This window comes from Agrobacterium sp. BT-220-3 (genome assembly GCF_025910175.1).
Classification (GTDB): Bacteria; Pseudomonadota; Alphaproteobacteria; order Rhizobiales; family Rhizobiaceae; genus Agrobacterium; species Agrobacterium oryzihabitans.
In genome coordinates this window covers 12,498-37,345 of the sequence record NZ_JAPAIX010000006.1, presented here as the reverse complement: position 1 = coordinate 37,345, position 24,848 = coordinate 12,498, and the positions used below count along the sequence as shown (strand labels likewise).

The window sequence follows — 24,848 nt, the reverse complement described above, 5'->3', positions numbered from 1 at the left end:
GAAGCGCGGCTTGCGGGGTGGCCTCAGGCGGCTCCATAAGGCTTTTCATCTTTAGATGAATGGAGAGCCTAAATGCTCGTTGATGGAAAATGGACGGCCGAGTGGCATCCCGTGCAGGCGACCGACAGGAAGGGTGGCTTCGTTCGCCAGACATCCGGTTTCCGCAACTGGGTGACACCGGATGGTTCGGTTGGCCCGACGGGTGAGGGCGGGTTCAAGGCCGAGGTTGGGCGCTATCACCTCTATGTCGCGCTGATATGCCCATGGGCATCGCGCACGCTGATAGGCCGCAAACTGAAGAAGCTGGAAGAGGTGATTTCGGTTTCCGTGGTCGAGCCGGCGCTTTCCGACGAGGGCTGGAGGTTCGGCGATTATCCGGGCTCGGGACGCGACGGGCTGAATGGCTTCACCTATATGCACGAGGCCTATACCAGCGCCGATCCGCACTATACCGGTCGTGCCACTGTTCCCGTGTTGTGGGACAAGAAGACGAAAACCATCGTCAACAATGAATCCGCCGATATTCTGCGCATGCTGAATTCCGGCTTCGGCGATCTGGCCGATAACGGGATCGATCTTTATCCGGAGGCGCTTCGCGATGAGATTGATGCCCTCAACGACCACATCTATCCGCGCCTCAACAATGGTGTCTACAGAACCGGTTTCGCCACCACCCAGCTTGCCTATGAGGAAGCCTTCGCCGACGTCTTCGCGACACTTCAGGAACTGGAAACCCGCCTCGCATCAGGCGGATCTTTCCTCTTCGGGGATCGCCTGACAGAAACGGATGTCCGGCTTTTCGTGACGCTGGTGCGTTTCGATGCTGCCTATTACGGCCTGTTCAAGTGCAATCTTCGCCGTATTGCCGACTATCCGGCCTTGCAGGCTTATATGATGCGGGTGCTGACTGTTCCGGGCGTGCGCGACACGGTGAATATCGATCACATCAAGCGCGGTTATTATTCGATCAAGGCGCTCAATCCGACCCGGATCGTGCCGGTCGGCCCCGATCTTCCGGGGCTTGACGAGGTTTCCGCGAGAACTGTGTGAATCTCTAAGCCGGCTTGCCGACCTGATCGAGAAGCCATGCCTGGAAGGCGCGGGCAAGGACATTGTCCTGCCGCCCTTCCGGCAAGGCAACGTAATAGCTCTTGTCGGTTTGCAGGGGGATATCGAAGACGATTTCGAGGCGGCCGGAGGCGAGTTCCGCCTCGATCAGATATTTCGGCAAGAGGGCAAAACCGATGCCGCTTATGGCCGCTTCAATGATCATCGAAAACTGGTCGAAACGGCTGCCCTTATAGGCATTCTCTGCCGTTACCCCGTTCATCTCCAGCCATTCCGTCCACAGTTTCGGGCGCGTGGTCACATGCAGCAATGGCTGCCGGTTGAAATCGCCGGGCTCTCTCATTCCTGCGCGCTGAAGCAGAGTGGGGCTGGCGACCGGAACGATCACCTCATTGCATAAAAAGGTGCAGGTGCCGTGTGCCCAGACCGCTTGGCCATAGTGAATGGCGAGGTCGAAACCTTCCTCGTCGAAATCGAAGGGGTGCGAGCGCGAGCCGATCGTGATCGTCATGTCCGGATTGGCATCGATGAAGCGGTGCAGACGTGGCATCAGCCAGCGGCTGCCAAACGTTGGCAGAGTGGCGACGGAAAGCGAGGCGTGCGATGTTCCGGCCGAAACCGCGCGCACCATCAGCTGTTCGGATTGCTGCAGCAGGCGCCGTACGTCGGGCAGGAATTTGCGGCCCGCTTCCGATAAAACGACGCGCCGGCGGATGCGTTCGAAAAGCTGCATTCCGGTCTGGGCTTCCAGATCGCTGATCTGCCGGCTGACGGCGCTTTGCGTGAGGTTGAGTTCTTCCGCGGCACGGGTAAAATTCCCATGCCTTGCAGCACACTCGAAAGCTTGCAGGGTGACGATGTCAGGGACCAGTCTTCTGCGCGGATCCATACCATTCTCGCATCAACATACCCGCTTTCCTCATTGGAAAAGGGTCATTATGCCCATATATGATTACGGGAGAGAATGGAATGGTGTTTTGCCGGTTGCGGCGGAGGTCGTTTCCACAGAATGACAAATTCGGGGAAAGAACAGCGACGGGAGTTGAAAGAGCCGTATCAAAAACGGCCTTTCCTCCCCTTTGAGCCAAAAAGGAAATTGGACATGGATGCGACCACGAAGCTTGACGTGAAAAAGGAAGCCGCGGCCCTGCTCGACAGGATGGGTGTTGCCCGCGATCTTTATACCGGTGGCGACATGGCGTCCTTCAGCCCGGTTACGGGTGAACAGATCGCCAGCCTCAAGACCGTTTCGGTTGAAGGTGTCGCAGCCGTGGTCGAGAAGGCCGATGCGGCCTTCAAGACATGGCGCAACGTGCCGGCACCCCGCCGTGGCGAGCTGATCCGGCTTTTGGGCGAAGAACTGCGCACCTTCAAGGCCGACCTCGGCCGCCTCGTCTCGCTGGAAGCGGGCAAGGTGCCGTCCGAGGGTCTCGGCGAAGTGCAGGAAATGATCGATATCTGCGATTTCGCCGTCGGTCTCTCCCGCCAGCTTTACGGCCTCACCATCGCCACCGAACGCCCCGGCCATCGCATGATGGAAACCTGGCATCCGCTCGGTGTCGTCGGCGTCATCTCGGCATTCAATTTCCCCGTTGCGGTCTGGTCGTGGAACGCGGCGCTCGCGCTCGTCTGCGGCAATTCGGTGGTCTGGAAGCCATCTGAAAAGACCCCGCTCACGGCGCTTGCCGTGCAGGGCATCTTCGAGCGCGCGGCCGCCCGTTTTGGCGATGCGCCAGAAGGTCTTTCGCAGCTTCTGATCGGTGACCGCGCCGTGGGTGAGGCATTGGTGGACAACCCCAAGGTTCCGCTTGTTTCGGCCACCGGTTCCACCCGCATGGGCCGCGATGTCGGTCCGCGTCTGGCGAAACGCTTCGCCCGCGCCATTCTGGAACTTGGCGGCAACAATGCCGGCATCGTCTGCCCCTCTGCCGATCTCGACATGGCGCTGCGCGCCATTGCCTTCGGCGCCATGGGCACGGCCGGCCAGCGCTGCACCACGCTTCGCCGTCTCTTCGTGCATGACAGTGTTTACGACCAGCTCGTGCCGCGCCTGAAAAAGGCCTATGCCTCCGTTTCCGTCGGCAACCCGTTGGAAACCTCCGCACTCGTCGGCCCGCTGGTCGACAAGGCGGCTTTTGACGGCATGCAGAAGGCGCTCGAAGCGGCCAAAGCGCATGACGGTGTGGTGAATGGCGGCGGCCGCGTGGATACGGGTGCGCCGGATGCCTATTACGTCAAGCCGGCTCTGGTCGAAATGCCGAAGCAGGCTGGACCGGTGCTGGAAGAGACCTTCGCGCCGATCCTTTACGTGATGAAGTACAGCGATCTCGATCAGGCAATCGACGCGCATAACGCCGTCGCCGCTGGTCTGTCGTCATCGATCTTCACCCGCGACATTCAGGAATCAGAACGTTTCCTGTCTTCGGAAGGCTCGGATTGCGGCATTGCCAACGTCAATATCGGAACCTCGGGCGCGGAAATCGGCGGTGCCTTCGGTGGTGAGAAGGAAACCGGCGGCGGCCGCGAATCCGGCTCGGATGCGTGGAAGGCCTATATGCGCCGCGCTACCAACACGATCAATTACTCCAAGGCTCTGCCCTTGGCGCAGGGCGTGTCCTTCGACATCGAATAAATCGCTCGCAGGTCTGATCGCGATTGTGACATTGATCCGTTATGCCGGTGCGGTTCGTTCCGCACCGGCATTTGCTTGTCGAAAGGGTTCATACAAGGGCGCCTGCGATGATTTGCGGGAAAGCGGCCTATCTGCGGAATTTTATTCCCGCAAGATTGCTGATATTGAATTATCGTCTCTCTATCGTTTTAATGGAAAACCCTAGCATTGCTCCATATCGCAAACCGGCACAGCGCCGGTGATAAGGAGATAAAATGCCAGTCATCACCCGCCGTGCCCTTTCCGCCAGCATTCTCGCCGTTGCGGCATTATCCAGTCTGCCTTTGCAGGCTAAGGCGACGGAAGAGCTCAAGATCGGTTATCAGAAAACCGGCCTGCCGGTGATCGCAAGGCAACAGGGCGTCATCGAAAAGGCGCTTGAAGCCAAGGGCGTCAAAGTGTCGTGGGTCGAATTCACCGCAGGCCCGCCGCTGGTCGAGGCCTTGAATGTCGGCTCGATCAATGTTGGCTGGACGGGTGATGCGCCGCCGATTTTCGGTCAGGCGGCCGGTTCGGCCATCGTGTATGTTGCGGCACTGCCCTCGAACGGTAAGGGCGAGGCGGTCTTTACCAAGCCGGAGAGCGGCATCAAGTCGGTTGCAGATCTCAAGGGCAGGAAGGTCGGCGTTGGCAAGGGCACCAGCGCCCATAACCTGCTGGTGGCGGCGCTGGAGAAGAACGGCCTAAAATTCAGCGATATCGAAGTGATCTATCTCAGCCCGGCTGATGCCGCCGCAGCCTTTGCCAGCGACAAGATCGACGCCTGGGCCGTCTGGGATCCTTTCTATGCGATTGCGGAGACCCGCTACAAGCCCGTCACGCTCGCCCGCACCAGCGACGTTCTTGATGTCAGCACCTATTTCCTCGCCAATCGCGACTACGCAAAGTCGCATGCGGACACCATCAACACCACCATCGATGCCCTGGGCGAAGCGGCCAAATGGTCTGCCGCGAACCGTGACAAGGTTGCCGCAGCGCTGCACGAGGTGACGGGTGTGCCGCTGGAAGCGCAGACGCTTGCCGCCAACCGCTCAGAATTCGGGATTACGAAGATCGACGACAAGATCGTTGCCAGCCAGCAGGAAACCGCCGACCGCTTTTATCGTCTCGGCCTGATCCCGAAACAGATCAGCATCAAGGATGCCGTCTGGTCGGGCGCCACCAACTGAGCAAGAGCCGGAGGGCATGCCATGAGCACCGGAAAGCGTATCGAGATTGGCGGCATCACAGGCTGGCTGCTCCCCGCACTCATTCTTGCGGGCTGGGAGGCGGCGTCGCGTGCCGGTCTGATTTCCGCCAATGTGCTGCCAGCCCCTTCCGCTGTCGCGGAAGCCTTCTGGCGGCTTCTGCTTTCGGGTGAGCTTCTCGCCAATATCGGCGTCAGTTCCGCTCGTGCGCTTGTGGGTTTCGCCATTGGCGGCTCCATCGGCTTCATTTTCGGATTGGCCAATGGCCTCTCCAAATTCTCCCGCAGCTTCACCGACACGACGCTGCAGATGATCCGTAACATCCCGCATCTGGCGCTCATTCCGCTCGTTATCCTGTGGTTCGGCATCGACGAGGAGGCGAAGCTTTTCCTTGTGGCACTCGGGGTGTTTTTCCCGATCTACATCAACACGCTGCTCGGCATTCAGGGTGTCGATCCGCAACTGGTGGAGATGGGACGCACCTATGGCATGTCGCCCTTCACCCTGTTCCGGCGGGTGATCCTGCCCGGTGCGCTGCCTTCCATTTTCACCGGCCTGCGTTATGCGCTCGGCATCATGTGGCTGACGCTTATCGTGGCGGAAACCATCTCCTCGTCCTCCGGGCTCGGCTACATGGCCATGCAGGCGCGCGAGTTCCTGCTGATCGATGTCGTCGTGCTGTCGATCCTCATCTATGCGCTTCTCGGCAAGCTGGCGGACAGTTTCGCCCGCTTCCTCGAAAGCATCTTCCTGCAATGGCATCCAGCCTTCAAGAAAGTCTGAGGTAACCCATGTCGACCAGCAATGTTACGACGTTGAGACGCCCCGATGCCCCGCCATCCTCCCCGCCCGGGGCGGAGCCGAAGGTTGAACAGCGCGGCAAGCAGAACGACAGCAAGGTCGCCTTCAGCTTCCGAAATTTGACCAAGACCTTTGGCGACAAGCCGGTGCTGCGCGGCATCGATCTCGATGTGCGGGAAGGCGAGTTTCTGGCAATCATCGGCAAGAGCGGCTGTGGCAAGAGTACGCTTCTGCGTATCCTGGCCGGTCTCGATGCGCCCACAAGCGGCACCGTTTCGAAAGATGCATCGAGCCGCACCCGCATGATGTTTCAGGAGCCGCGCCTTCTGCCATGGGAGCGCATTGCAAACAATGTGTCCGTGGGCCTGACCGGCATTGCCAAAGGCGAGGCCGCGAATGAGCAGGCGCTTGCCATTCTCGACGAAGTCGGGCTGAAGGATCGGGCGGGCGAATGGCCCTATGTCCTGTCTGGCGGTCAGAAGCAGCGCGTGGCGCTGGCGCGCGCACTGGTGGCCCATCCACAAATATTAGCGCTAGACGAACCGCTCGGCGCACTTGATGCACTCACCCGCATCGAAATGCAGCTTCTGCTCGAGCGCATCTGGCGCAAGCAGAGATTCACCGCTGTCCTCGTCACCCATGATGTCTCGGAAGCTGTTGCGCTTGCCGACCGCATTGTCGTCATCGATGAAGGACGCATTGCGCTTGATCTCGACGTGAAACTGCCGCGACCGCGCCGTCACGGCACAGCGGAATTTGCAAAGCTGGAAGAGCAGGTCCTGAACCAGCTCTTCGGGCGTGGCGAGATCAGTGGATAAGGGTTGGCCGGCAGGGCCTGGGCCCTGCCGGGTTATTTATCAGCCGATGCTCATCAGGCTGGCATTGCCGCCGGCGGCGGTGGTGTTAACGCTGACGGAGACTTCTTCGACCAGCCAGTCGAGCGTATAGGGCTGGTTTTCCCCGGAAAGCGCTTCCGTTGTCGCGGCCTGAACCAGAACGAGCGGGCCGGGCAAGGCGGCAATCTTCTTGTTGAGTGCAACGACGCGTTCCGCATCGCCTTCGATCAGCGCGCCGGCGAAGGGTACGGATTTTTCCCAGCTGTCAGCCCAGGTGATACGCGAGGTGACGGTTGCCGGCAATCCGTAGATCGATTTTTCCAGCCCCGACGCATTGTCGATGACGACCGAGTTGCCGGTGGCAAGTGCTGCGGCCAATTGGCGATAGAGCCCCTGCTCGGTGGCCGGGATCAGCAGAACCTTGCCGCGCGGATGCAGCGCATAGACGTTGCGTTCGCCGACCGGGCCCGCCAGTTCGGTTTCGAAACCGAGGCCGGAAAGCGCTGCGGCCTGCCGTGCGGCTTCGGCTGCCACGGTCTGGCCGTTTTCATCCAGCCAGCGGGCAAGATCGACAGCCGCCTGATCCTGCTGGCTGGCGACACGATCAATCTTCGGCGCGCTTTGTGTGACGCGGCCGAGATAAAGCGGGCCGCCGGCCTTTGGACCGGTGCCGGAGAGGCCGCGTCCGCCAAAGGGCTGCACGCCGACCACCGCGCCGATGATGTTGCGGTTCACGTAAAGATTGCCGGCGGCGACGCGCGACAGAACGTGCTGGATTGTATCGTCAAGGCGCGTATGCAGGCCGAAGGTGAGGCCGTAACCGGTGGCGTTGATCTCGTCGATCAGCCGGTCTAGATTGTCGCGCTTGAAGCGGATGACATGCAGCACCGGACCGAAGACTTCGCGTTTCAGATCGGCGAGCGATTTCATCTCGATGATCGTCGGCGGTACGAAGGTGCCCTTGCCGGTTTCGCCGGCAAGCGAAATCTGCTCGATCCGGTGGCCGAGCGTGCGCATGCCATCGATGTGCTTTTCGATGATGCCCTTGGCTTCAGCGGTGATGACGGGGCCGACATCGACGGAAAGGCGGTCGGTACGGCCAATGCGCAATTCATGCAGCGCGCCTTTCAGCATCGTCAGCGTGCGATCCGCCACATCTTCCTGCAAGCAGAGAATGCGTAGCGCCGAGCAGCGCTGGCCGGCGCTGTCAAAGGCAGATGCGATGACATCGGCGACGACCTGCTCGGCAAGTGCGGAGGAATCGACGATCATGGCGTTCTGGCCGCCGGTTTCGGCAATCAGGGGAATCGGCTGGCCGTTGGCCAGAACCCGGCCGGCAAGCTGGCCCTGAATGAGCCGCGCCACTTCCGTCGAACCCGTAAACATCACACCGGCCGTCAATGGTGAACCAACAAGTGCGGCACCCGTCTTGCCGTCGCCCGGCAGAAGCTGCACGGCATCCTGTGGAACGCCAGCCTCATGGAGCAGGCGCACGCCTTGGGCCGCAATCAACGGCGTTTCTTCGGCGGGCTTCGCCAGCACCGGATTGCCGGCAACCAGCGCCGCCGTCACCTGACCGATGAAGATGGCGAGCGGGAAGTTCCACGGGCTGATGCAGACGACCGGGCCGAGCGGTGTTTCGCCGGATTTGAAGTTCCTGCGGGCTTCAGCGGCGTAATAACGCAGAAAGTCGATCGCCTCGCGCACCTCGGCAATGGCGTTCGGCATGGATTTTCCGGCCTCGCGCATGATGAGGCCAAGCAGGGCCGGCATCTCAGCCTGCATCTGGTCGGCAGCGCGCTCCAGGCAGGCGGCGCGTTCGTCAACCGGTGTGGAAGACCAGTTCGAAGCGGCGGCCCGCTGCATCGCCGCGTCCACATCGGCCTCTGTCGGTTCGGCCACATAACCGACGATATCATTGTGGTCGCCGGGGTTGAGAACCGGGCGTGTCTTGCCGCCCGCCTGTGGTGCTGCAGCTTTCCATTCCGTTGCCGCACTCGCCTTCAGGACGTTGTCCAGCGCCGCAAGTGTCGTTTCGCTAGAAAGATCGAGACCGGCGGAATTTGTCCGTTCGGGGCCGAACAAACCGGCTGGCGCGGCGATACGATCGTGTTGAGCACCGGGAACGGGATAGGCATTGACCACGGTGACCGGATCTTCCAGCAGCGAATCCACCGGCACGGCGGGATCGGCAATGCGGTTGACGAAGGAAGAGTTCGCACCGTTTTCCAGCAGGCGGCGGACGAGATAGGCAAGCAGCGTTTCATGGGTGCCAACCGGCGCATAGAAACGGCAGGGACGATTGAGCTTCTTTTTACCGACGACTTCGCTGTAAAGCGGTTCGCCCATGCCATGCAGGCACTGGAACTCGTAGTCACCGAGTTTGAAATCGGGACCGGCGAGGTGGTAGATCGTCGCCATGGATTGCGCATTGTGGGTCGCAAACTGCGGGAACACCAGATCGCGCGCGGCAAGCAGCTTGCGGGCGCAGGCAATGTAGGAGACGTCCGTGTGCACCTTGCGGGTGAAGACCGGGAAGTCCTCCAGCCCGTCCACCTGCGCACGCTTGATTTCCGCGTCCCAGTAAGCGCCCTTGACGAGACGCACCATGATGCGGCGACCGGCGCGGCGGGCAAGATCGATGATGTAATCGAGAACGAAGGGGCAGCGGCGGCCATAGGCCTGCACGACGAAGCCGAGGCCGTTCCAGCCGGCGAGATCCCTGTCGAGCGCCAGTTCCTCCAGAAGATCGAGCGACAGTTCCAGCCGGTCGGCTTCCTCGGCGTCGATATTAAGGCCGATATCGTATGTCTTGCTGAGCAACATCAAGGATTTGACGCGTGGCAGCAGCTCCGCCATCACCCGCTCGGCCTGGGAGCGGGCGTAACGCGGATGCAGCGCCGAAAGCTTGATGGAAATGCCGGGACCGCCATAGATGCCGCGCCCGGCCGATGCCTTGCCGATGGCGTGGATGGCGTTTTCGTAGTCCTTGTAATAACGCTCCGCATCCTTCGCGGTGGTCGCGGCTTCGCCCAGCATATCGTAGGAATATTGGAAGCCCTGTTCTTCCAGCGGCTTCGAACGCTTGATTGCCTCACCGATGGTTTCGCCGGTCACGAATTGTTCGCCCATCATGCGCATCGCCATATCGACGCCGCGACGGATGACGGGTTCGCCGGCGCGAGCGATCAGCTTGGTCAGCGCCGCCGAAAGGCCGCTGTCGTTTACCGTCGAGGTCAGCTTGCCGGTGATGACGAGACCCCAGGTGGCGGCGTTGACGAAAAGCGAGCGCCCGCCGCCAATGTGGGACTTCCAGTCGCCGCGGGCGATCTTGTCGCGGATCAGCGCATCGCGGGTGGCGGTGTCTGGAATGCGCAGCAACGCTTCGGCAAGGCACATCAGGGCCACGCCCTCATGGCTGGAAAGCGAATATTCCTGCACCAGCCCTTCGACCCCCGTGCCCTTGGTCTTGGCGCGCAGTGCCTCGATCAGCTTGGCAGCCGTGGTGCGAATGGCGCTCGCCTGCTCGGGCGTGACGGTCGCAGCCTCGATCAGCGGCGCAAGGCATTCTTCCTCGGGGCGGCGATAGGCGGCGGTAATCGCCTTGCGCAGCAGGCTCTGTTCGCGCACCGGCGGCGCAAAATTCTGGAAAATACCGTTCACTGCTACACTGGCGTTGCTTGCACCATCGGCCATTCTGAAGATCCTGAAAAAGCGTTGAAGACAGACCGTCGGCGGCAGCGTGTCCTCCGCCCGCCGCTTTTCATCCTGGCGGGTACAATACCATTGTCGCGGAAATTGCTATGGCCCTATTTTTGGATTAAAACAGGAAATATGAACTTTTATTGCTCGACTTAGGCGTGAAATTACATGGCAAATAGTCATAAAACAGACGATCTGGATCATTTCGATCTCAAGATTCTTGAGGCCCTGAGTGAAGATGGGCGCATGTCCGTGCTGCAGCTGTCAAAAAGGGTGGGCCTCTCCAAGACGCCGTGCCAGACGCGGCTGAAACGGCTGGTGGACGAGGGCTATATTCTCGGCTTTCGGGCCGTTCTCAATCCGCACAAACTTGGGGTCGATCACATCGCCTTTGCCGAGGTGAAGCTTTCCGATACGAGGGAAAAGGCGCTGGAGGAATTCAATACTGCGGTGCGCAAGATCAAGGAAGTGGAGGAATGCCACATGATTGCAGGCGCCTTCGATTATCTCCTGAAGGTGCGCACCAGTGACATTCGCAAATACCGCAGGGTGCTCGGCGAAAAAATCTCAAGCCTGCCATCGGTTTCCAACACCTCCACATTCGTAGTGATGCAGTCGGTCAAGGAAACCGGCATCTAGCCAAGCGGGCAACGAAAAACGGGCAGGCGCTTGCCTACCCGTTTATTGCCTGGTGAATCCCGTTATTTCAACGCGCCGTTGCCGCAGCGGTTACCGCGCTCATCTGCGCGTCGGGTCCAAACTCGTTCTCGTTCTCGATGCCGAGAAGCTCCTGCAGGCGCAACCTTGCGCGGCTGACGCGGCTCTTGATCGTGCCGACGGGGCAGCCGCAAATCTCGGCAGCTTCCTCATAAGCAAAGCCCGAGGCTCCGATGAGGAGGATCGCTTCGCGCTGATCGTCCGGCAGCTTCGCGAGCGCCGTGCGAAAATCCTGCAGGTCGACCGATCCATGCTGCTCAGGCGGCACCGACAGGCGCGAGGTGTAAACCCCATCCGTATCCTGCACTTCGCGACCGGATTTGCGGATCTGGCTGTAAAACTCGTTGCGGAGGATCGTCACCAGCCAGGCGCGCATATTGGTGCCCGGTTGATAGCTGTCCTGTTTCGCCCAGGCTTTCATGATCGTATCCTGGACAAGATCGTCGGCGCGGTCCCTCGAGCGGATAAGCGAAATCGCGAATGCCCGCAGGTTCGGCAGCGCTGCCAGCATTTCCCGCTTGAAATTATATTCTGTCTGCTCCGGCTCTTTCGCCATCATTCCTCCGAAGCCTTGATTTTGGCTTTGCTTTCGGCTTCATCAAGTTTTTCGAGAAGATCGAGGAATTTATCTGGGATGCCTTCATCCTGAACAGCATCGTAAAGTTCTCTGAGCTTGCGGGAAATCACCGCCCGCCCGGAGTGCGGAACCTGGGGGGCGGCCGGATTGTCCGGCGAGTCTTGGTCCGATTGAAATATGTTCATAACGTCCGGTATTCCTTTTGTGTCGAGCAAAGAATGCGCGGTGAAAAAAATAGTTCCGACGCTTCGGAACTTTTTTTGCGATACGCACGTTGCTATCTTGGGTTTGCGTTGCAGACCGCATGAAAGGGGAGAATTCCATGTCAGTTTCTACACGCATCGCACCGCACCTGCCATATCTGCGCAGGTTCGCGCGTGCCGTTTGCGGCTCACAATCCACGGGCGATGCCTATGTTGCGGCAACACTCGAAGCTCTGATTGCCGATATCAGCATCTTCCCGCAGACAAGCAGCGATCGGGCTTCGCTCTATCAATTGTTTGTATCGATTTTTAGTTCCGTCACGATCAATATTAAGGCCGATGAAAATCTGTCGGGATGGGAAAAACGCGCCTCCGCGAACCTTTCCGCCGTGCCGCCTCTGGCACGTCAGGCATTCCTTCTGACAACGGTTGAGGAGTTCACGCCTTCGGAAGCCGCAGAGGTTCTGAAAGTGTCTGAAGAGCGTGTCGGTCAATTGATCGATGAGGCGGCTTCGGAAATCGCCCGCCAGGTGGCGACCGATATCATGATCATCGAGGATGAGCCTCTGATCGCCATGGATATCGAGCAGATGGTCACCGATCTCGGCCACCGCGTCACGGGCATTGCCCGCACACATACCGAGGCGCTCGACCTCTTCCATCGCACCCAGCCGAAAATGATCCTTGCCGACATCCAGCTCGCGGATGGGAGCTCCGGCCTCGATGCGATGAAGGATATCCTTCAGATGACGTCCCTGCCGGTGATCTTCATCACGGCCTTCCCGGAACGGCTTCTGACGGGTGAACGTCCGGAACCGACCTTCCTCGTTACCAAGCCGTTTAACCCGGATATGGTAAAAGCACTTATCAGCCAGGCTCTGTTTTTTAACGAAAGCTCTCGCGTCGCAGCGTGAAGTTTGCCGAAACCGCGGACGAACTGGGAACCAGTCGGGTACCTGGGCGTTGGCGGTTACGGTCGTGGGGCTATCCCGCGGCTTTCTGCAAGGAGACGAATTTGCATCGGCTGGCATGGCATAACGCGGAAAGGAACGAGAGCGAGCTTCACGATTCGCTCGTCCTTGCGTTGCTCGACTCGGGTGAAACAGTCATGCTGCAGGACTGGAACCGCGATTACATATTCGTGGCCAACCTGCCGGATGTCTGGCGTTTGCCGGCAGATTCCCATCCGACCGATGAGAACCTGTTCGGCAACGATCTCTCTGCGCGGCTTGCCGAACTTAAAAAGGATATGAATGCCGCGGGTAGCCGGGGCATGCTGGAAGTCAATGCCGGGAATGACCGGGTCTTCCAGTTTCAGGTCTATTCCACCTTCAACCAGTCCAACCAGACAGTGTTGAAAACCACCATACGCGAAGTGACAGCGGAAAGGCGGCGCGAGCAGCTTTTGCGCTCACTGCTGCGTGAAGTCAGCCACCGTTCCAAGAACCTCCTGGCTATCATCCAGAGCCTTGCGGGCCAGACGGCTCGATTCAGCCTCACCAAGGATGATTTTCTGCGCAAATTCCGGGGGCGGTTGCATGCCTTGGCTCAAAGTCAGGATCTTATCACCGATTCCGATTGGAGGGGCGCTCGTATTTTCGAACTTCTTCGCCAGCAATTCGATCTTTATGTGCCGGAATATCCAAACCTCATCCACATGGAAGGGGAAAACCTGCTGCTCAATCCAAATGGTGCGCTTTATATCGGGCTCGCCTTCCACGAGCTGGTCGTCAATACGGTGAGCCACAGCGGCAATCTTGCCTATCATCCGCCGATATCGCTGCAGTGTCGCCAGGAAGATGATGTCTACATCGTCGAATGGATAGAGCCGATCAAACCGTCGAAAGAGCCGGCAGAGGCCCGGCGCGGCAGTTTCGGCAGCGTTGTGCTTGAAAAGGTGGTTCCATCCGCACTGGGCGGAAGCGCAGAATATCAGCTGACACCGGAACGGATCGTCTATCGGCTGAAATTTCCCACCGGGGATAGCGTAGATTCTTGAGATGATTGCCGGATGTGCAGGTCGGGCCTGACAGGCGTGACCCGGCTTCGATCGTGCAAAAAGCGCAATAAAAAAGCACGGCTCGTATGAGAGCCGTGCTATTTTTATAACAGGTTTTCAGGGGCGAAACCTGTTTATTTTCAGCCAAGCTTCAGGCGGGGACGGGGGAATTGCTTGGCCTGCAGTAAAAATGCATGTCGCCGGATTCGGTTCCCATAAAATGCATTTTTTTGACAAAGGCCAGATTTTGCCCGTGGTTTATCCTTCAGTGCGGCTGTTCGGCCCGCTTGGGAATGAAATAGCGCATGGGTGCTTCAAGCGACCATTCGAACCCGGTTTCCCGATATTCCGTCGTCACCTGTCCGCCGAATGCGCCTTCGGCGTGCCTTTTGATAACGGTGGTGCCGAAACCCTTTCGGGTCGGCTCCATGGCAGGGGGGCCTCCGGTTTCTGTCCAGACGAGACGGATCATCTGCCGCCCGTCTTTTTCGAAAGCCGTCCAGCCGACGTTGATCTTCCCCGCCGCAACTGACAGCGCCCCATATTTGATGGAGTTTGTCGTCAGCTCATGTACCACGAGGCCAAAATTCTGCGCCGCTTCCGGCGAAAGCATGAAATCGTCTCCCGAAAGCACGAAACGCTCCGATACGGTGCCGAAGACGTCGAGGTGTGTCTCGATCAGCTTGCGGATCGGCAGACCCTGCCACTGAACCTCGGCCAGTGCCCGGATCGACATTCCAAGACCGCGCAGTCGATGATCCACTTCTTTCTGGAATTCCGGAATGCTTTTGTTTTCGCGACCCAGCTGCCGGATCATGGCCTGAACCAGCGTCAGAATGTTCTTGGAGCGGTGAACCAGTTCGTGCAGCAGCAATTGCAGCCGTTCTTCCGACTGACTTCTGTCGAAGGAGGCGTTGGAGAGCGCAATGGCAACCTGGTTGGCCTCCTTGATCTTGGTGTCGACGGGCGCCACGATCTCGCCCTCACCGATGCGCTCGGCCATATGGGTCAGGTCGCGAATGGACATCCGCAATTGCCGGCCGACCAGATACGCGCCGCCGACGGCGATCAGCACCAGCATCAGGCTGCCGATCATCATTTGCCGCCAGGTATCCACCAGTGCCGCCTGGCTTGCGGCAAGCGGTCCCCACATCACGATCTTCCATTGCCAGCCGGGCAATTGGGCGTAAGCGTAAAGATTGCCTTTGCCGTCGAAAAAATTGCCGCTGAAGGCCTGCATTTCCGAAAGAACGGCGGGGGTGACGAAGGGTTTGCCCACCTCCGCCTCACCCTGCGAACTGGAAACGACGACGCGACTTGTACCGTCGATGATGGCGACCACCCAGTTGCGCGGCAGGTTTTCGGTGGGGATGAGCCGGCTGAGGTCGCTGGCATTCTGCGTCAGGATCAGGGCGTCTCCGGCCGAACCCAGTTCCGGGTTGAGCGGCATGGTGACGTTGAATACCCATTCCTTGCTGGTCGCGCCGAAAAACATGTCCGAGACGGTGATGCGGCGGGATTCGATCGCCTTGGCGAGATTGGCCTCCGCCGGCACTTTGCCCAGGGGCTGGCCATAGGGCACGCGGGTATTGAGGCGCTGCTGGCCGTCCTTGGTGGCGAGAATGGCGAAAAGCCCTTCCCGCTTCAGACTTTCGGCGACACGTCCCTGAAAGGCGGAAAGATTGCCGCTTTCAAGCTCGGGGAATTGCGACAGCAGATTGAGGGAGGTGGCGATTTCCTGCAGGCGGCGATCGATATTGCGGCTGACGACCCGCGCATCCTCGATCGTCTCGCGTTGCAGGTCATCGCGTTTTTCCGCTTCGAGACGCAGCATCAGATAGCCGCCGAAAAGAATAAGCGGCAGGGTAATGACGGTTGCCATCACCACCAGATAGGTGCCGATGGATGCTGTCGGGAAAAAATTCGCGCTGCGTCGACGCAAAGCGGAGATCACGTCTTTCATTTTTTTGCCGGGTTGAGGCATACAAAAACTCCGGCAGTTACTGCATTGTTACGTCAGGGATAATAGCGTGCCAGCCCCCTTTAGCAATGCCTGATTTTTACCCCCGGTTGTCGCGACACGCCACAATTGCATCGGCATGATTGAAAAAATCGGAACTATTTCAACGATCAACCCGTTTGCAAGACGAACCGGTCATGGAGCGGAAACGAAATTCATTCACCGCCCGGCCAGTTGAGAACGATGAAAGGAAGGTACGAAAATGGCAAAGAAACTGAACATACTCGTCACCGCCGCCCTGATGGGCACGACGGCTTTCGCGCCGCTTGCCATCGCTCAGGGCACCACTCAGCCCGCACCTGCAAATCCGAGCGCACAGACCGAGCCGGCAACGCCCCCGGCCACCCCGATGGCGCCGGCGGCCCCGACGGCGAATGACAGCGCGGCAGCAACGACGGGCGGCGCCTACATCACCGAGCAGGGTGAAACGCAGATCAGCGCCATTGATTATATCGGCAAATCGGTCTACACCGCCGCTGATGAAAGCATCGGTAACGTCACCAACCTCATCATGGAAGAAGATGGCGGTCTTGTCGCAGCCGTGATCGGCGTCGGCGGCTTCCTCGGCATCGGCGCCAAGGATGTAGCTGTTCCCATGGACAAGGTGACAATGACGCGGAACGCGCAGGACGGGACAATCCGTCTGACGACGACGGAGACGGCGGAAACGCTGAAGGCGGCTCCGGAATTCAAGACGCTGGAGCAGAAGACCAGTGAAAAGAATGCCGCGACACCTGCTGCTCCGGACAGCACGACCACTTCAGCTACAAAGCCTTAATCCCATACCTGGGAGGCAGGAGCGAGACTGGCTGACACCAGCCGTCTCGCGAGAGGCACCGGCCAAAAGGCCGGTGTCTTTTTTGTGCTGTTTACGCCTGCAGGTGTTCAGTCCCCGGCGTTGCGCGAGGAATGCCAGGCCCAGGCGGATTTGATGATGTCGGCCAGCGAATAACGCGGTTCCCAGCCGAGAACCGCCTTTGCCTTGTCATTATTGGCGACAAGGGTTGTGGAATCGCCATCGCGGCGGTCTGTATATTCCACGGGGAAGGGGCGGCCGGACACTTCCGAAATCGCCGCCAGCAATTCCTTCACCGTCGTGCCGGTGCCGGTGCCGAGGTTCAGTTCAACCGTTTCACCGCCTGCCAGCAGATAATCCACTGCCCGCACATGGGCGTCGGCGAGATCGAGAATGTGGATATAGTCACGCACGCAGGTGCCGTCACGGGTGTCGTAATCCGTGCCGAACACCTTGAACCCCTGACGCCGTCCAAGTGCCGCCTCGATGGCAAGCGGGATCGCATGGGTTTCCGGCTTGTGCCACTCACCGATACGGCCTTCGAAATCCGCGCCGGCAGCATTGAAATATCGCAGCATCACCGAGCGCAGCCCCTTGTAAGTGCTGTAATCCTTCAATGCCTGCTCGACCACCCATTTGGTGCGGCCATAGGGGTTGATCGGCGCCTGACGGTGCGTTTCGTCGATCGGCACCTGTTCCGGCAATCCATAAGTGGCGCAAGTCGACGAAAAGACGAAGGTCGTGACACCCGCATCGATGGCGGCGGAGAGAAGGTTGAGCGAGCCGATGACGTTGTTGTCGTAAAAGGCGACCGGTTGCTTCACCGATTCGCCGACCTCGATCAGCGCGGCAAAATGCAGGACGGCTTCCGGCTGGTGTTTGGCAAAGACTTCGTCAAGCCGCGCCCGGTCGCGAATATCGCCCTGCTCGAAAGGTCCCCAGCGGACGAATTCCTCATGTCCATTGGACAGATTGTCGAAAACGACCGGTTCATATCCTCTTTCGGAGAGAAGGAGGCAGGTGTGCGAACCGATATAGCCGGCACCGCCGACGACAAGGACTTTCTTCTTCATCAATCGCCTTTCAGAAAAATACGAGGACGCGCCGAGACTGTATGTCACTTTGTTCAAATAAGGGCGGCGTGGCGGCAGGCGCCAGCAACCAGTCTATCCATCGCGGGTAACATAAAAAAAACTGCGCATCCATCATCTGGATGCGCAGCCTGCATGAGAGTTTTAATAAGTATCGAAAACACGCCCGGAGGCGTGTTTATTTCTTTTTCCTCGTATTCGCCCGTGTCGCCAGAAAACCGGCGGCCATGGCGACAGCAAGCGTTGCATAGGGCCGCGCCTGGATGGCCAGCGTCAGCAGCGATTGCAAGGCGAGGGGTGCTGCGGTCAAGGGTGCCGCCGTCAAAGGTGCGACTGGCCGTGCGGCATAGGCTCTTGGGCGTTTGACGATCGCCAGCGCCACCAGCATGATGACGCCGAGCAGAAACGCCGTGCCGGCGACCACAAGCGCGGCAGGACCGGCGCCGACATGCCGGGCAAGATAGATCGACCCCGCAACCACAGCGGCGACGAAGGCGATCAGGAAAAAGACACCGGTCAGCACCCACAGGATGATGGTGGCGCGCAGACGCCGCGTCACGACGCGTCCTTCGCGCTGGGTGTCTCCCAGATAGACCAGCAATGCCTCAAGCATGATGCGGCCTTATCGACGTGTGAGAAGAGCGAGCACGAAGCCGACGCCGACGGCGATGCCGAGGGACTGGAGCGGATTTTTCTGGACCTGATCCGTCAGATTGTCGTTCAGCGAAGAAATTTCGTTGCGAACGCTGTCGGCCATCTCGCCGGAGGCGGTCAGCGCATCGTCGGCAACGCGGGCGGCCTGCGCCTTCAGCTCATGCGAGGCGCCAACGCCTAGCGCCTTAACGCTCTTGGCAAGATTTGCGAGATCTTCGCGAAGCTGGGCAAGCTGTGCCGCCACGTCGGCTGCATCACCGCTTTCGAGGGATTGCTGGATCTTGTCATTAACGCTGCTACGCACGCTTGCCATAGGTGAAGTCCTTCCTGGAACATCGTTGATGGAAATTGCGGCGGGCCAAACCGACCGCCGCTGCAGGTGCATTCTGTCGCTCAAGACCATTCGTTCCGGCGACCGAAACACCTGCCTGTCCGCCATTCAAACGCGCCGATGCATGCTTGGTTCCGCGCCTCCGATGTTTTCTTCATGCAGATTTAGGGGCGGGGGCAAATTTCCGGGAATTCGGTGCCGAACATTTGTTTTCCTGTCACAAGCATCATATAAGGCCCATCATCGAGACGTACCTTGACTTCAATCAATCTGTGAAACGACATGCTTCAGACGCCTTATTACCTCATCGACAAGACAAAACTTCTTCGCAACATGGAGAAGATTGCCTATGTGCGGGAAAAATCCGGCGCCAAGGCGCTCCTGGCGCTGAAGTGCTTCGCCACATGGTCGGTGTTCGATTTCATGTCGCAATATATGGACGGCACGACCTCGTCTTCGCTTTACGAAGTCCGTCTCGGCCGTGAGAAATTCGGCGGTGAAACGCACGCCTATTCCGTCGCCTATGCCGATTATGAAATCGACGAAGTGATCTCGAACGCGGACAAGATCATCTTCAATTCCATCGGCCAGCTGGAACGGTTCGCAGAGAAAGCCTCGGGCATCACCCGGGGTCTGCGCCTCAATCCGCAGGTCAGCTCCTCTAGCTTCGATCTTGCCGATCCCGCGCGTCCCTTCAGCCGTCTTGGCGAATGGGATGTCGCCAAGGTCGACAAGGTCATGGACCGTATTTCCGGTTTCATGATCCACAATAATTGCGAAAACGGCGATTTTTCGCTGTTCGATCGCATGCTGACGCAGATCGAAGAGAAATTCGGGTCGCTCCTGTCGCGCGCGGAATGGGTGAGCCTTGGCGGCGGCATTCATTTTACCGGCGACAATTACCCGCTCGACCAGTTCTGCGACCGTCTCCGGGAGTTCTCGGAAAAATACGGCGTGCAGGTCTATCTGGAGCCGGGCGAAGCCTCGATCACCAAGAGCACGACGCTGGAAGTGACGGTTCTCGATACGCTTTTCAATGGCAAGAACCTCGCCATCGTCGATAGCTCCATCGAAGCGCACATGCTCGACCTCCTGATCTATCGGGAAACCGCCAAGGTTTCTCCGAACGAGGGCGAACATCCCTACATGGTCTGCGGCAAGTCCTGCCTTGCGGGCGATATTTTCGGTGACTTCCGGTTCGACAAGGAGTTGAAGGTCGGCGACCGCATCTCCTTCCAGGATGCGGCCGGTTACACCATGGTCAAGAAGAACTGGTTCAACGGCGTGAAGATGCCGACCATCGCCATCAAGGAACTCGACGGCACCGTCCGCGCCGTTCGCGAATTCGACTTTGCCGATTTCGAGCAAAGCCTGTCTTAAACCCCTGTTTTAACATGAAACGAAGCTCATCCCTGCGGGGAAAAGGAGGCATCACCTGAAATGAAGAAGAACGTTCTGATCATCGGCGCCGGTGGCGTAGCACAGGTCGTGGCGCATAAATGCGCCCAGAACAGCGATGTATTGGGAGACATTCATATTGCGTCACGGACTTTGGAAAAGTGCCGCAAGATTGTCGAGTCCGTACGCGAAAAGAAGAGCCTCAAGACAGATGTGAAACTTGAGGCCCATGCGCTTGACGCTATGGATATCGAGGCGACGAAAGCCTTGATTAAACAGACCGGTGTTGAAATCGTCATCAATGTCGGTTCGGCTTTCGTCAACATGTCCGTTCTTCAGGCCTGCATGGATACAGGCGTTGCCTATATGGACACGGCGATCCACGAGGATCCGACCAAGATTTGCGAGGCGCCGCCGTGGTACGGAAACTACGAGTGGAAGCGTGCCGCGGAATGCAAGGAAAAGGGCGTGACCGCCATTCTCGGCGTCGGTTTCGACCCCGGCGTGGTCAATGCCTATGCCCGCCTTGCCAAGGATGAATATTTCGACAAGGTCACCTCGGTCGATATCGTCGACATCAATGCCGGCAGCCATGGCCGCTGGTTCTCGACCAACTTCGATCCGGAAATCAACTTCCGTGAATTCACCGGTGTCGTCTATTCCTGGCAGAATGGCGAGTGGCAGACGAACCAGATGTTCGAAGTCGGCCAGGAGTTTGATCTGCCTGTCGTCGGCAAGCAGAAGGCCTATATGACCGGCCATGACGAGGTCCATTCGCTGTCCCGGAACATGGACGGCGCCGATGTGCGCTTCTGGATGGGCTTCGGCGATCACTACATCAACGTCTTCACCGTGCTGAAGAACCTCGGCCTGCTGTCGGAGAAGCCGGTCAAGACGGCTGAAGGCCTTGAAGTCGTGCCGCTGAAGCTGGTCAAGGCCGTGCTGCCTGATCCGTCTTCGCTGGCGCCCGATTATGTCGGCAAGACCTGCATCGGCGATATCGTCAAGGGCACCAAGGACGGCAAGGAACGCGAAGTCTTCATCTACAACGTGGCTGACCATAAGGAAGCCTATGAGGAAGTCGGTTCGCAGGGCATTTCCTACACCGCCGGCGTTCCGCCGGTCGCCGCCGCCATGCTGATTGCGACAGGCGAATGGGACGTGAAGCAGATGGCCAATGTGGAAGAACTGCCGCCGAAGCCGTTCCTCAACCTTCTGAACAAGATCGGCCTGCCGAACCGCATCAAGGACGAAAACGGCGACCGCGCGCTGACGTTCTGATTGATGATCTTCCGATCTGTCGAGACAATAAAGCCCCGCAAAAGCGGGGCTTTTTTAATGGCGACCTCAACTTTTGGTGAGCTGCCTTATGAAGAGATGCAGCGTTTTATGCATTGCCTCCGAAGGCGGTTCTGCACCATGCCATTCCGGAAAATGCCCATCGATTGCCATCCGGGCAAGGCCATAGACCAGTGCGCGAGCGCCCAGTACGAGCTGGTTGAGGTCGAGGCTTGGGGATAGCTGGCCGTTTTCGCGCGCCTGCGTCAGCAAACTGATCATCAGACGCCGGATGGCGTCATTCTGCTCACGCAAAATATCGGAAGAACTGAAGTCGATCAGCGTTCGAGAACTTATGACCTCGAAATGCGTCGGGTTGGCCAGCGCCCAGCGTAAATAACCGTGGCCAATGGCCTCAAAGATGACAAGCGGGGCCTCATCGCCGGCCTGTGCTCTCGCGGTTTCGACGGATTCGGTCAGCCGGTTCATGGCCTGCTCCGCGACAGCCGTCATCAGTGCCGTTTTTGAACGGAAATGCCTGAATGGTGCTCCGGGGGAGACGCCCGCGCGTTTGGCCGCCTCGCGCACGGAGACGTTTTCAGCGCCCCGCTCCTCGATGATGGCGATCGTCGCCGCGACAAGTTCATCGACAAGATTTCCGTGGTGGTAGGGCCTGTCTGGCCCCGTCTTTTTATCCTGGCGTTTTTCCATGGGTCTTTGGTTAGCACCGAACCCAGATGTAATCACTGTTTATTTTCTTGCGTCGGAGTGAATCTTATGTAAGCATCGATTACATTGAGCCATGGAGATTTCAATGCTGCATTTGTTTTTAAGAATCACTCTCGTATTTTCATTCCTTCCGATCGCCGCCGCCCAGGGCGAGGAAAGCCCGAAGCTGGAAATCGTCTGGCCGAAGGCCGGCGATGTCATCGAATTGGGCAATGATCCGGAAGGCGCGATCGGCGTCATCGTGAAAAGCACCTTCAAACTGCTCCCCGGCGGGCAGTGCGGAGGAAACGGCCAATGCGGCCATGTGCACATGAAAATCGACCCTTCGGGCGATACATGCAACATTCCCGGCCGCGCCTATAACAGCATGAACAGTGACTTCGGTGGCGATCTCATCAAGGCCCGTTTTGGACATTGCCCAAGCCCGACCGGGCGGCATGTCATCGGCATTCTGCTGGCCAATGATCACCATCAGCCCGTTCTGGTAGACGGCAAACCCGTGACGGCGCTTGTCGAAGTGACGACAAAAGACTGATCCCTGGGAACGGCGTCCATCCCGCAGGTTGGCACAATAAAAAAGGTCCCGTGCAAACGGGACCTTTGTCTTGAAAATTCTGAACGCGGGTGAGTCTTCAACCCTTTGTGGGCTTCGGCCCGCGCTTTTCGAAGGGCTTGTCTTTCTTGCCTTCGAATTTCGGCTTGTCGCCGAAGGCCTTTTTCTTTTTCCAGGGCTTGTCCTCAGCCTTGCGGTCATCACGCGGCGCGCTTGCATTGTCCGATTTGGTGAATTTGCGCTGGGCCTTGGCCGGGCGGGTGTCTTCGCGGACGTTGCCGGTCATTTCCGGCTTGCCTTCGAGCGCCTTAAGGCGAATGCCCTTCTCAAGCATCATGTCCTTGCCGATGGCGGAGGTGAAACGATCAACGGCATCGGCCGCCAGTTCCACGAAGGTCTCCGTCTGCTGCATGCGGATGGCGCCGATATCCTGACGGGTGATCTTGCCGAAACGGCAGAGCATGGGAATGAGCCAGCGCGGCTCGGCGCTCTGCTTGCGGCCGACGGACAGCGAAAACCATGCGCTGTCGGAAAAATCCGACCGTTCGCGGCGCGGCGCATTGTTTTCGACCGGTTCGAAACTGTCGCGACGCGGTTTGCGGGTATTGTCCAGCGCGACTTCCGTGATGTCCTCCGGAGCGGAGCGTCCGGCATGGTAAAGACGCACGAAGGCGGCGGCGACTTTCTCCGCACCGTGCTGCTCGAGCAGCTGGGTGACGAAATCGCGTTCGTCCTCGGCCACGGCCTCGGTCAGCGAAGGATCGGCAAGAAGGCGAGCGCCGTCGCGCTCGACGATTTCTTCAACGGACGGTGGGCGAACCCATGCCGCACTGACCTTGGCGCCTTCGAGAAGGCGTTCTGCCTTGCGGCGCTGGTTGATCGGCACCACGACGGCGCTGACGCCCTTCTGTCCGGCACGGCCGGTACGGCCTGAACGGTGGAGAAGCGTCTCCGAATTGGTCGGCAGGTCGGCGTGGATGACGAGTTCGAGACCCGGCAGGTCGATGCCGCGTGCGGCAACGTCGGTTGCCACGCAAACACGGGCGCGGCCGTCACGCATGGCCTGCAGCGCGTGGGTGCGCTCGTTCTGGGTGAGTTCACCGGAGAGCGCCACGACCGAAAAGCCGCGATTGTTCAAGCGGGCCGTCAGATGGTTGACGGCAGCGCGGGTGGAGCAGAACACGATGGCGTTGCGGGCTTCGTAAAAACGCAGCGCGTTGATGATGGCGTTCTCGCGGTCCGCACCCGTTACCAGCAGGGCGCGATATTCGATATCCACATGCTGCTTCTGTTCGGAAGCGGTGGCGATGCGCACGGCATTTTTCTGGTAGCTTTCTGCAAGCTTGGCGATGCTGCGCGGAACGGTGGCCGAGAACATCAGCGTGCGGCGGGTATCCGGCGATTCTTCCAGAATGAATTCCAGATCCTCGCGGAAACCGAGATCGAGCATTTCGTCGGCCTCATCAAGAACGACGGCGCGCAGCGACGACAGATCGAGCGCGCCGCGCTTGATGTGGTCACAGAGGCGGCCGGGTGTGCCGACGACAATATGCGCACCGCGCTCCAGCGCCCGGCGTTCGCTGCGGATATCCATGCCGCCGACGCAGGAGGCGATCGACACACCGGCGAATTCATAAAGCCATTCCAGCTCGCGCTTGACCTGCATGGCCAGTTCGCGGGTCGGTGCAATGGCAAGCGCCAGCGGTGCGGAAGCCTGACCGAAACGGGTGTTTTCCGAAAGCAGCGTGGTCGCAAGCGCGATGCCGAAGGCAACCGTCTTGCCGGAGCCGGTCTGCGCGGAAACCAGCGCGTCCTTGTCGGCGAGTTCCGGCGACAGCATTGCCTGCTGCACGGGGGTCAAGTCTTTGTAGCCGCGTTTTTCCAACGCCTGCGCGATCGCCGGGGCGATACCCTGGGTGTCTGTCATCTACCGTCTTTCGGATATGAAGCTGCCCGCATCCGCCCGAAACCAATAGGTCCTAATGTCTCCGGGGCAGCCGATACAGGCCATTTCGGCCATCTGGCCGGTTGCATTGCCGCGCTCATACTGCGAATGGGCCCGTTTGTACAGTGCACTGCGGTACGCTCTTTCACGGTTGGATATGCGGTCGCCTGCTCCGTACCCCCATCTTCTTTCTCTGGCGCCACTAAAAAAGGCGTACCGCATGGTTCATAAACGGCATTGCGTGCCCCCCGCCTTTTCGCTAAGAGACCCGCAACTTGAGGCTCTTTGTCAG

At 59.0% G+C, this 24,848-nt stretch carries 22 protein-coding genes; 12 read left to right on the top strand and 10 right to left on the bottom strand.

Features of this window, described 5'->3' with window-relative positions; translation table 11 throughout:
* The first annotated feature begins 72 nt into the window (after positions 1-72).
* Entirely contained in the window at positions 73-1,050 is a 978-nt protein-coding gene (locus OK142_RS16465) for a glutathione S-transferase family protein (RefSeq protein WP_498683961.1), read from the top strand.
* Between the two features lie 4 nt (positions 1,051-1,054).
* Here OK142_RS16465 and OK142_RS16460 read toward each other — a convergent pair whose 3' ends face one another.
* Positions 1,055-1,957: a LysR substrate-binding domain-containing protein gene (locus tag OK142_RS16460; protein ID WP_498683960.1), complete on the bottom strand. Its 903-nt coding sequence runs from the start codon at positions 1,955-1,957 to the stop codon at positions 1,055-1,057.
* A 213-nt stretch (positions 1,958-2,170) separates the two neighbouring features.
* On the opposite strand from OK142_RS16460, the gene amaB reads away from it, so the two are divergent.
* The 4 genes from amaB (at position 2,171) to OK142_RS16440 (ending at position 6,545) form a co-directional block, all read left to right on the top strand.
* Positions 2,171-3,700 (top strand): L-piperidine-6-carboxylate dehydrogenase, encoded by a 1,530-nt coding sequence (amaB, locus tag OK142_RS16455; protein WP_137039460.1) that lies wholly within the window; start codon positions 2,171-2,173, stop codon positions 3,698-3,700.
* 254 nt (positions 3,701-3,954) lie between these two features.
* Positions 3,955-4,908: a sulfonate ABC transporter substrate-binding protein gene (locus OK142_RS16450; protein WP_498683958.1), complete on the top strand. Its 954-nt coding sequence runs from the start codon at positions 3,955-3,957 to the stop codon at positions 4,906-4,908.
* 21 nt (positions 4,909-4,929) lie between these two features.
* Complete coding sequence (locus OK142_RS16445) at positions 4,930-5,709, top strand: ABC transporter permease subunit (protein ID WP_498683957.1); 780 nt, start codon at positions 4,930-4,932, stop codon at positions 5,707-5,709.
* A gap of 8 nt (positions 5,710-5,717) precedes the next feature.
* The gene (locus tag OK142_RS16440) at positions 5,718-6,545 is read left to right on the top strand and encodes an ABC transporter ATP-binding protein (protein WP_498683955.1); all 828 of its coding nucleotides are present in this window, start codon (positions 5,718-5,720) and stop codon (positions 6,543-6,545) included.
* Between the two features lie 39 nt (positions 6,546-6,584).
* Here OK142_RS16440 and putA read toward each other — a convergent pair whose 3' ends face one another.
* Positions 6,585-10,259: a trifunctional transcriptional regulator/proline dehydrogenase/L-glutamate gamma-semialdehyde dehydrogenase gene (gene putA / locus OK142_RS16435; protein ID WP_498683954.1), complete on the bottom strand. Its 3,675-nt coding sequence runs from the start codon at positions 10,257-10,259 to the stop codon at positions 6,585-6,587.
* A 174-nt stretch (positions 10,260-10,433) separates the two neighbouring features.
* Between putA and OK142_RS16430 the strand changes: the two genes are divergently transcribed.
* Positions 10,434-10,904, top strand: a complete 471-nt coding sequence (locus OK142_RS16430; RefSeq protein ID WP_003498512.1) for an Lrp/AsnC ligand binding domain-containing protein — start codon at positions 10,434-10,436, stop codon at positions 10,902-10,904.
* Between the two features lie 67 nt (positions 10,905-10,971).
* Here OK142_RS16430 and OK142_RS16425 read toward each other — a convergent pair whose 3' ends face one another.
* Both OK142_RS16425 and OK142_RS16420 read right to left on the bottom strand, forming a co-directional pair.
* On the bottom strand, positions 10,972-11,538 hold the full coding sequence (locus OK142_RS16425; RefSeq protein ID WP_035243019.1) for an RNA polymerase sigma factor: 567 nt from the start codon (positions 11,536-11,538) through the stop codon (positions 10,972-10,974).
* A complete protein-coding gene (locus tag OK142_RS16420; RefSeq protein WP_035243021.1) occupies positions 11,538-11,744 on the bottom strand; it encodes a NepR family anti-sigma factor in 207 nt (68 codons plus the stop codon). The genes OK142_RS16425 and OK142_RS16420 overlap by 1 nt, the downstream gene beginning before the upstream one ends.
* A gap of 137 nt (positions 11,745-11,881) precedes the next feature.
* Between OK142_RS16420 and OK142_RS16415 the strand changes: the two genes are divergently transcribed.
* Together OK142_RS16415 and OK142_RS16410 are read left to right on the top strand one after the other, a co-directional pair.
* Complete coding sequence (locus OK142_RS16415) at positions 11,882-12,676, top strand: response regulator (RefSeq protein WP_035243023.1); 795 nt, start codon at positions 11,882-11,884, stop codon at positions 12,674-12,676.
* Between the two features lie 101 nt (positions 12,677-12,777).
* Positions 12,778-13,761 carry a sensor histidine kinase gene (locus OK142_RS16410; protein ID WP_035243025.1) on the top strand — a complete coding sequence of 328 codons (984 nt, stop codon included), beginning with the start codon at positions 12,778-12,780 and terminating at the stop codon, positions 13,759-13,761.
* A 265-nt stretch (positions 13,762-14,026) separates the two neighbouring features.
* Here the strand turns inward: OK142_RS16410 and OK142_RS16405 are convergent, their stop codons facing one another.
* Positions 14,027-15,745: a sensor histidine kinase gene (locus OK142_RS16405; protein WP_082185047.1), complete on the bottom strand. Its 1,719-nt coding sequence runs from the start codon at positions 15,743-15,745 to the stop codon at positions 14,027-14,029.
* Between the two features lie 238 nt (positions 15,746-15,983).
* On the opposite strand from OK142_RS16405, the gene OK142_RS16400 reads away from it, so the two are divergent.
* Positions 15,984-16,559, top strand: a complete 576-nt coding sequence (locus OK142_RS16400; RefSeq protein ID WP_498683952.1) for a PRC-barrel domain-containing protein — start codon at positions 15,984-15,986, stop codon at positions 16,557-16,559.
* Positions 16,560-16,666: 107 nt separating this feature from the next.
* Here OK142_RS16400 and galE read toward each other — a convergent pair whose 3' ends face one another.
* The 3 genes from galE to OK142_RS16385 all read right to left on the bottom strand — a co-directional run bounded on the left by galE (position 16,667) and on the right by OK142_RS16385 (position 18,635).
* Positions 16,667-17,650, bottom strand: coding sequence for a UDP-glucose 4-epimerase GalE (galE, locus tag OK142_RS16395; RefSeq protein ID WP_498683950.1), 984 nt, complete (start codon positions 17,648-17,650; stop codon positions 16,667-16,669).
* A gap of 196 nt (positions 17,651-17,846) precedes the next feature.
* Complete coding sequence (locus OK142_RS16390) at positions 17,847-18,281, bottom strand: hypothetical protein (protein ID WP_003498528.1); 435 nt, start codon at positions 18,279-18,281, stop codon at positions 17,847-17,849.
* Positions 18,282-18,290: 9 nt separating this feature from the next.
* Complete coding sequence (locus OK142_RS16385; RefSeq protein WP_003498530.1) at positions 18,291-18,635, bottom strand: ElaB/YgaM/YqjD family protein; 345 nt, start codon at positions 18,633-18,635, stop codon at positions 18,291-18,293.
* 300 nt (positions 18,636-18,935) lie between these two features.
* Between OK142_RS16385 and nspC the strand changes: the two genes are divergently transcribed.
* Entirely contained in the window at positions 18,936-20,033 is a 1,098-nt protein-coding gene (nspC, locus tag OK142_RS16380) for a carboxynorspermidine decarboxylase (RefSeq protein WP_003498532.1), read from the top strand.
* A 60-nt stretch (positions 20,034-20,093) separates the two neighbouring features.
* Complete coding sequence (locus OK142_RS16375; RefSeq protein WP_444783257.1) at positions 20,094-21,332, top strand: saccharopine dehydrogenase family protein; 1,239 nt, start codon at positions 20,094-20,096, stop codon at positions 21,330-21,332.
* A 66-nt stretch (positions 21,333-21,398) separates the two neighbouring features.
* Here OK142_RS16375 and OK142_RS16370 read toward each other — a convergent pair whose 3' ends face one another.
* The gene (locus OK142_RS16370) at positions 21,399-22,040 is read right to left on the bottom strand and encodes a TetR/AcrR family transcriptional regulator (RefSeq protein WP_498683946.1); all 642 of its coding nucleotides are present in this window, start codon (positions 22,038-22,040) and stop codon (positions 21,399-21,401) included.
* Between the two features lie 103 nt (positions 22,041-22,143).
* Between OK142_RS16370 and OK142_RS16365 the strand changes: the two genes are divergently transcribed.
* Positions 22,144-22,593, top strand: coding sequence for a hypothetical protein (locus tag OK142_RS16365; RefSeq protein ID WP_498683944.1), 450 nt, complete (start codon positions 22,144-22,146; stop codon positions 22,591-22,593).
* Between the two features lie 97 nt (positions 22,594-22,690).
* On the opposite strand, the gene OK142_RS16360 is transcribed toward OK142_RS16365, so the two are convergent.
* A complete protein-coding gene (locus tag OK142_RS16360; protein ID WP_003498539.1) occupies positions 22,691-24,538 on the bottom strand; it encodes a DEAD/DEAH box helicase in 1,848 nt (615 codons plus the stop codon).
* Positions 24,539-24,848 lie beyond the last annotated feature (310 nt).

Coding starts and splice junctions, on each gene's coding strand:
- OK142_RS16440 (WP_498683955.1), top strand. CDS start 5,718: ATGTCGACCAGCAATGTTACGACGTTGAGACGCCCCGATGCCCCGCCA.
- OK142_RS16385 (WP_003498530.1), bottom strand. CDS start 18,635: ATGGCAAGCGTGCGTAGCAGCGTTAATGACAAGATCCAGCAATCCCTC.
- OK142_RS16360 (WP_003498539.1), bottom strand. CDS start 24,538: ATGACAGACACCCAGGGTATCGCCCCGGCGATCGCGCAGGCGTTGGAA.
- OK142_RS16445 (WP_498683957.1), top strand. CDS start 4,930: ATGAGCACCGGAAAGCGTATCGAGATTGGCGGCATCACAGGCTGGCTG.
- putA (WP_498683954.1), bottom strand. CDS start 10,259: ATGGCCGATGGTGCAAGCAACGCCAGTGTAGCAGTGAACGGTATTTTC.
- OK142_RS16430 (WP_003498512.1), top strand. CDS start 10,434: ATGGCAAATAGTCATAAAACAGACGATCTGGATCATTTCGATCTCAAG.
- nspC (WP_003498532.1), top strand. CDS start 18,936: ATGCTTCAGACGCCTTATTACCTCATCGACAAGACAAAACTTCTTCGC.
- OK142_RS16425 (WP_035243019.1), bottom strand. CDS start 11,538: ATGGCGAAAGAGCCGGAGCAGACAGAATATAATTTCAAGCGGGAAATG.
- OK142_RS16450 (WP_498683958.1), top strand. CDS start 3,955: ATGCCAGTCATCACCCGCCGTGCCCTTTCCGCCAGCATTCTCGCCGTT.
- OK142_RS16460 (WP_498683960.1), bottom strand. CDS start 1,957: ATGGATCCGCGCAGAAGACTGGTCCCTGACATCGTCACCCTGCAAGCT.
- OK142_RS16390 (WP_003498528.1), bottom strand. CDS start 18,281: ATGCTTGAGGCATTGCTGGTCTATCTGGGAGACACCCAGCGCGAAGGA.
- amaB (WP_137039460.1), top strand. CDS start 2,171: ATGGATGCGACCACGAAGCTTGACGTGAAAAAGGAAGCCGCGGCCCTG.
- OK142_RS16415 (WP_035243023.1), top strand. CDS start 11,882: ATGTCAGTTTCTACACGCATCGCACCGCACCTGCCATATCTGCGCAGG.
- OK142_RS16405 (WP_082185047.1), bottom strand. CDS start 15,745: ATGCCTCAACCCGGCAAAAAAATGAAAGACGTGATCTCCGCTTTGCGT.
- OK142_RS16365 (WP_498683944.1), top strand. CDS start 22,144: ATGCTGCATTTGTTTTTAAGAATCACTCTCGTATTTTCATTCCTTCCG.
- OK142_RS16465 (WP_498683961.1), top strand. CDS start 73: ATGCTCGTTGATGGAAAATGGACGGCCGAGTGGCATCCCGTGCAGGCG.
- OK142_RS16370 (WP_498683946.1), bottom strand. CDS start 22,040: ATGGAAAAACGCCAGGATAAAAAGACGGGGCCAGACAGGCCCTACCAC.
- OK142_RS16400 (WP_498683952.1), top strand. CDS start 15,984: ATGGCAAAGAAACTGAACATACTCGTCACCGCCGCCCTGATGGGCACG.
- OK142_RS16420 (WP_035243021.1), bottom strand. CDS start 11,744: ATGAACATATTTCAATCGGACCAAGACTCGCCGGACAATCCGGCCGCC.
- galE (WP_498683950.1), bottom strand. CDS start 17,650: ATGAAGAAGAAAGTCCTTGTCGTCGGCGGTGCCGGCTATATCGGTTCG.
- OK142_RS16375 (WP_444783257.1), top strand. CDS start 20,094: ATGAAGAAGAACGTTCTGATCATCGGCGCCGGTGGCGTAGCACAGGTC.